We start from the raw sequence: 4,322 nt of genomic DNA, 5'->3' as shown, positions 1-4,322 counted from the left end.
ATGTAGAACTGCCTACAAAGGTAATCACTTTGATACATAACAAACTGACAGCAGAACAATTAGGCCGTAACCTTCGTACCGAAACAAAACCTGCCATCATCGGCAGGATTCAAAAGGATGAATATTTAATTGATTTACGAACCGTTACTCCAGAAGAGGAAAAAATACTCCTGGAAGCATTAGTTACAATTCAATAGAAATAATTCGCTCCCGCAATCGCAGGGAGCGTTTTTTCACTTTAAACTTCTTGTTATTACATATCGTGATGTGAATTATGTTTTTGACGAGTGTGGTTACGGTTCTTTACTTTTTTCGATCCGCTTAATGGCTCCGGCTGTCCAGATTGCTTCGGAGCATTTTTTCTCATATCTGCACCATCGTTTTTGTTCATGATCATCCCTCCTCATTAGTTAGAATGCAGTGATTAAGTCTTTTTATGCTGAATATTTTTTTCACTTCTGTACAGTTTAAAAGATAACAAAATTGAAGGAGGAACTTGTTTCAATGCAAAAATTTCCATACAACAAAGACAAACAACAGGCGTTTCAGGCTGCCCAGCAGGGATACGAAGAGGCACAGGGACTTTATGAAACCATCGTTACTGATAGTGCCAGCTATGGCCATCAATTAAAACACTTAAAAAATGAAGTGAATGAAGCTTATCAGCAAATCGAAAATGCACTTGAAGTAGCATCAGACCATCAAAGAGCCCAGCTTGAAAGATTTCAGCAGGATTTAAGACAGATGGTATCAGAAGTAAATCAATACGAATAAATGGAAAAAAGCGGGTAAATCAAACCCGCTTTTTTTTAACTTTATTGGTTCTTTTTTCTCTTTTTATTGTTTTGTTTTTCCATTTCCGTTAAGGGTTCACTGGCGATTTCTTCATTATAGCCTGTACCCATTCCTTGGGACTTGGCAGCGTTTGCACCAGGGATAATATGGTTTGCTCTACGTTTCGACATCATCCTTCACCTCCTGATAAATTTACTTTTTCCATTTGTGCGAAATAAATGACAAATAATAATTTTTTTGCCATAATAATAGTTGAAATCCCGTGGTGGAACTAATACAACATAACATAGGTAATAATAATGTTTTCGCAATATTTCGAATGAAATACATAAAAGTCATAAGAAAAACTTATCAATCGCAATAACTTTCTTGTTATTTACTTATGTAATCGGTTGTATTAAGATTGAATTGTGAGAAAAGTTTTACCAGATGGGAATATTCAAACTTTTCGACTTACATTTATTAAAATTTTTTTAAAACGAATAAGGGGGTTATTTAAACATGGTGAAAAACGATGTGTTTCACGCACGTTCTTCTTTCGATGTGGATGGAAAAACGTATCACTATTACCGTTTGAATGCTTTAGAAGAAGCAGGAATCGGCAAGGTTTCAAAATTACCTTACTCTGTAAAAGTGCTGCTTGAATCAGTACTTCGCCAATATGATGGCCGTGTCATTACAAAAGAACATGTTGAAAACTTAGCAAAATGGGGAACAGATGAGCTTAAAGAGGTTGATGTACCGTTCAAGCCATCCCGTGTTATTCTGCAAGACTTTACTGGAGTTCCAGCAGTTGTTGACCTTGCTTCCTTAAGAAAAGCAATGGCTGACCTAGGTGGCGACCCTGATAAAATCAATCCTGAAAAAACAGTTGATCTTGTTATTGACCACTCTGTACAGGTTGATGCATATGGTTCTGACAATGCATTAAAAGTAAACATGGATTTAGAATTCGAACGTAATGCTGAGCGTTATCAGTTCTTAAGCTGGGCGCAAAAAGCATTCAACAATTATCGTGCTGTTCCGCCAGCAACTGGGATCGTTCACCAAGTTAACCTTGAGTTTTTGGCTGATGTTGTTCATGTTGCTGAAGTTGACGGCGAATTAGAAGCTTACCCAGATACTTTAGTAGGAACTGACTCCCATACAACTATGATCAATGGTCTAGGTGTTCTTGGTTGGGGCGTAGGCGGTATCGAGGCAGAAGCAGGAATGCTTGGCCAGCCTTCATATTTTCCAGTTCCAGAAGTTGTTGGGGTTAAATTAACGGGCGAACTTCCAAATGGTGCCACTGCAACTGACCTTGCGCTTAAAGTGACTCAAATTCTTCGTAAACATGGTGTAGTTGGTAAATTCGTTGAGTATTTCGGCCCTGGAGTATCTTCACTTCCACTTGCTGACCGTGCAACAATTGCCAACATGGCTCCAGAATACGGTGCAACTTGCGGATTCTTCCCTATTGACAATGAATCCCTTGAATATATGCGTTTAACTGGTCGCGACGAAGAAGGTATTAAAGTCGTTGAACAATATTGTAAAGCTAATGGTTTATTCTTCAATCCATCTGAAGAACCAGTATATACAGATGTAATTGAAATTAACCTTGAAAAAATTGAAGCAAATCTGTCTGGCCCTAAGCGTCCACAAGATTTAATTCCACTTTCAAAAATGAAAGAAGAATTCGTTCAGGCTGTTTCTGCTCCTCAAGGAAACCAAGGCTTCGGCTTACAGGCTGATGAACTTGAAAAGTCTGCTACTATTAAATTTAATAATGGCGACGAAACTGAAATTAAAACAGGTGCTGTAGCAATTGCTTCTATCACTAGCTGTACAAACACTTCTAACCCATATGTACTAGTAGGTGCTGGATTAGTAGCGAAAAAAGCAGTGGAATTAGGCATGGAAGTTCCAAAGTTTGTTAAAACTTCATTGGCTCCAGGATCTAAGGTTGTTACAGGTTACCTACGTGATTCTGGCTTACTACCATACCTTGAGCAAATCGGCTTCAATCTTGTAGGTTACGGCTGTACTACATGTATCGGTAACTCTGGTCCATTAAAAGAAGAAATCGAGAAAACAATCGCAGAAAATGATCTATTAGTTACATCTGTTCTTTCAGGTAACCGTAACTTTGAAGGACGTATTCATCCACTTGTAAAAGCTAACTACCTTGCTTCACCACCATTAGTTGTGGCTTATGCATTAGCTGGTACCGTTAACATTGATTTTGCTAAAGAGCCAATTGGTAAAGATAAAGATGGCAAAGATGTATTCTTCAATGATATTTGGCCAACAACTGCCGAAGTGAATGATGTTGTTAAACGTACTGTTACACCAGAATTATTCCGTAGAGAATATGAGAATGTATTTGGTGACAATGAACGTTGGAATGAAATCAAAACAAGCAATGAGCCGTTATATACTTGGGATGCGGATTCTACTTACATCCAAAATCCTCCATTCTTCGAGGGCCTATCACCAGATCCAGACGAAGTGAAGCCATTAGCAGGACTTCGTATTGTTGGTAAGTTCGGAGATTCTGTTACAACTGACCATATTTCACCAGCAGGAGCTATTGGTAAAAATACTCCAGCCGGAAAATATTTGTTAGAAAAAGGTGTTCAACTTCGTGACTTTAACTCTTACGGTTCTCGTCGTGGTAACCATGAAGTTATGATGCGTGGTACTTTTGCAAACATTCGTATCCGTAACCAAATCGCACCAGGCACTGAAGGTGGCGTCACAACTTATTGGCCAACAGGCGAAGTTATGCCCATTTTTGATGCTTGCATGAAGTATAAAGAACAAGGAACAGGCTTAATGGTTCTTGCAGGTAAAGATTACGGTATGGGTTCATCCCGTGACTGGGCAGCAAAAGGTACAAACCTATTAGGAATCAAGACAGTTCTTGCTGAAAGCTTTGAGCGTATTCACCGTTCAAACCTAGTTTTGATGGGTGTGCTTCCACTTCAATTTAAAGATGGTGACAGTGCAGAATCACTTGGTTTAACTGGTAAAGAAACCTTTGAAGTTCAAGTGGATGAAAATGTAAAACCACGTGATCTTATTAAAGTAACAGCTGTTGATGAAAACGGCGGCAAGAAAGAATTCGAAGTAATTGTTCGCTTCGACTCAGAAGTTGAAATTGACTACTACCGTCACGGCGGTATCCTGCAAATGGTACTTCGCGAAAAATTACAGGGATAATATCCTTAGGGAAGACCCATCATGCTTTTAATTGCATGGTGGGTTTTTTTGTTTAAGTTTTTAGCGTTTAGTTTTGCATTGACGACCGTTCAAATTGAGAATGGGAATAAGAGATGTTCAATAGGACCTCTTGGCGACCGTTCAGATAGAGAATGGGATGAAGATGTATTTAATAAGGCCTCTTGGCAATCAGTCAGATCGAAGTTTGAAAGAAAAAGTCTTCAATAAGTCCTTTTGGCGACCAATAAGAAGGATTACCTGAAAAAGAGTTATTCAATAAGGGTTCTTGGTAATTTTCTAACGAAACCATTGACATATTT

The 4,322-nt window shown here is 38.6% G+C and carries 4 protein-coding genes and 1 pseudogene; 3 read left to right on the top strand and 2 right to left on the bottom strand.

The genetic code is table 11. The annotated features are described in order from the left end of the window. Positions 1-197 (top strand): annotated as a pseudogene (locus tag V7083_RS23330) (L-seryl-tRNA(Sec) selenium transferase); the annotation flags it as partial. Between the two features lie 56 nt (positions 198-253). Here V7083_RS23330 and V7083_RS23325 read toward each other — a convergent pair. Further along, complete coding sequence (locus tag V7083_RS23325; RefSeq protein WP_335482556.1) at positions 254-394, bottom strand: small acid-soluble spore protein P; 141 nt, start codon at positions 392-394, stop codon at positions 254-256. Positions 395-504: 110 nt separating this feature from the next. Between V7083_RS23325 and V7083_RS23320 the strand changes: the two genes are divergently transcribed. Next, the gene (locus V7083_RS23320) at positions 505-774 is read left to right on the top strand and encodes a hypothetical protein (protein WP_335482554.1); all 270 of its coding nucleotides are present in this window, start codon (positions 505-507) and stop codon (positions 772-774) included. Between the two features lie 41 nt (positions 775-815). Here the strand turns inward: V7083_RS23320 and sspO are convergent, their stop codons facing one another. Then, entirely contained in the window at positions 816-965 is a 150-nt protein-coding gene (gene sspO, locus V7083_RS23315; RefSeq protein ID WP_335482552.1) for a small acid-soluble spore protein O, read from the bottom strand. Between the two features lie 331 nt (positions 966-1,296). On the opposite strand from sspO, the gene acnA reads away from it, so the two are divergent. After that, positions 1,297-4,002 carry an aconitate hydratase AcnA gene (acnA, locus tag V7083_RS23310; RefSeq protein WP_335482550.1) on the top strand — a complete coding sequence of 902 codons (2,706 nt, stop codon included), beginning with the start codon at positions 1,297-1,299 and terminating at the stop codon, positions 4,000-4,002. Positions 4,003-4,322 lie beyond the last annotated feature (320 nt).

This window comes from Bacillus sp. JJ1764, from assembly GCF_036962145.1.
Lineage (GTDB): Bacteria > Bacillota > Bacilli > Bacillales > Cytobacillaceae > Neobacillus.
This window is presented reverse-complemented; position numbering and strand designations above follow the sequence as displayed.